Annotated in this window: 1 protein-coding gene; it reads left to right on the top strand. The window is 67.2% G+C overall.

Annotated features, from left to right (window positions below; translation table 11 throughout):
* Positions 1-268 precede the first annotated feature (268 nt).
* A complete protein-coding gene (locus U9R90_RS36050) occupies positions 269-1,585 on the top strand; it encodes a sugar ABC transporter substrate-binding protein (RefSeq protein ID WP_411061702.1) in 1,317 nt (438 codons plus the stop codon).
* The last annotated feature ends 76 nt before the right edge of the window (positions 1,586-1,661 follow it).

Below are 1,661 nucleotides of genomic sequence, written 5' to 3'. Positions count from 1 at the left end.
GCGCCCGCATGTCCCCGACCAGGGATGCGGGCGCCGCGGCGTGTGGATCTCCGCCATGGGTGACGAGCGTCCCGCCGCCGTAGAGCTCGTCGCCGCACTGCTGTGAGCTCGGTGACGCGTTGCGTGTTGTGCAACGAACGTTGTGGGTGTTGCGTCTGCCGCAATGCTCATTACGGTTCGGCAGCGTCCACCAATGGGTCTAGACCGCCCCTGCCTGCTGTGACCACAATCACCCCAGCAAGGACCCACCACCGAAGAGGGGGCCGGCATGAAGCGACGTGTCATCGCGGCAGGGATCGCCATGACGCTCGGACTGACCGCAACGGCCTGCGGCAGCGATGACTCGGGCGACAAGGCCAAGGACAACTCCACCGACTCCGCGGTGGACGGCACGGGCAAGACCCTCACCGTCTGGATCATGGAGGGCACCAACCCCGACGCCAAGCCGTTCTTCAAGGAGGCGGCGGCCGCCTTCAAGAAGCAGACCGGGGCCAGCATCAAGGTCGAGTACCAGCAGTGGGCCTCGGCGCAGAAGAAGTTCACCACCGCCATCGAGGGCGGCAAGGACCAGGTGCCGGACGTCGCCGAGGTCGGCACCACCTGGGTGCCGCAGTTCGCCGAGACCGGCGCCCTCGTCGACGTCACCGGCAAGGTGAAGGAGTCCGGCCTCAGCGAGGACCTCGTCGAGGGGCTGCAGGACGCCGGGACCCTGGACGGCAAGCAGTACGGCATGCCCTGGTACGCGGGGGTCCGCAGCATCGTCTACCGCAAGGACGTCTTCGCCAAGCACGATCTGGAGCCGCCGACCACCTGGAAGGAACTCCAGGCCGTCGCCAAGACGCTGAAGGAGAAGGAGCCGAAGATGGTCGCCTTCCCCGTCGCGGGCGGCGCGGAGATGTTCGCCGCCCCCTTCGTCTGGGGCGCGGGCGGTGAACTCGCCGTCGAGGAGGGCGGCCAGTGGAAGTCCGCCATCAACTCAGCGGACGCCGTCAAGGGCCTTGAGTTCTACACGGGCCTCGCCACCAAGGACAAGGTCTCCCCGGCCAAGGTCAACACCTGGACCGAGAAGGAGGTCGGCGACGCCTGGAACAAGGGCCAGATCGCGATGGCCGTCGGCGGCAACTGGACCCCCAAGGCGATCATGGAGGGCAACCCCGACCTCAAGGGCAAGCTGGGCGCCGTGCCGATCCCCGGACCGGACGGTGGACTGAGCAAGTCCTTCCTCGGCGGCTCCTATCTGTCCACCTTCCAGACCGACCAGAAGGACCTGGCCTGGGAGTTCGTGAAGATGCTGACCACTGGCGAGTTCGCCGCCAAGTGGGCCGAGCAGACGAACTACTTCCCCGGCCAGAACTCCGAACTGCAGAAGGTCGCCGCCCAGAAGGACCCACTGGTCGAGCCGTTCGCCAAGCAGATGCTGGAGGCGGGCGCGACCGTACCCAAGACCAAGTCGTACGGCGAGATCCAGGCCTCGAAGGTCATCCCGCGCATGGTGCAGTCCATCCTGACCGGCAAGGCGAGCGTCCAGGAGGCCGCGGACAAGGCGGCCAGGGAAATGGACGACATCTTCGCCAAGGACAAGTAAGAGCGGCGCACCGGTGAAGGACACACTCACCCGCGGCGGGCCGGACACCCGAGCCCGCCGCCCCCGTCACCCCGAA

It is taken from the genome of Streptomyces sp. E11-3 (assembly GCF_046540415.1).
GTDB lineage: Bacteria > Actinomycetota > Actinomycetes > Streptomycetales > Streptomycetaceae > Streptomyces.
The sequence above is the reverse complement of the archived record's forward strand: the minus strand, read 5'-3'. Positions and strand labels throughout refer to the sequence as shown.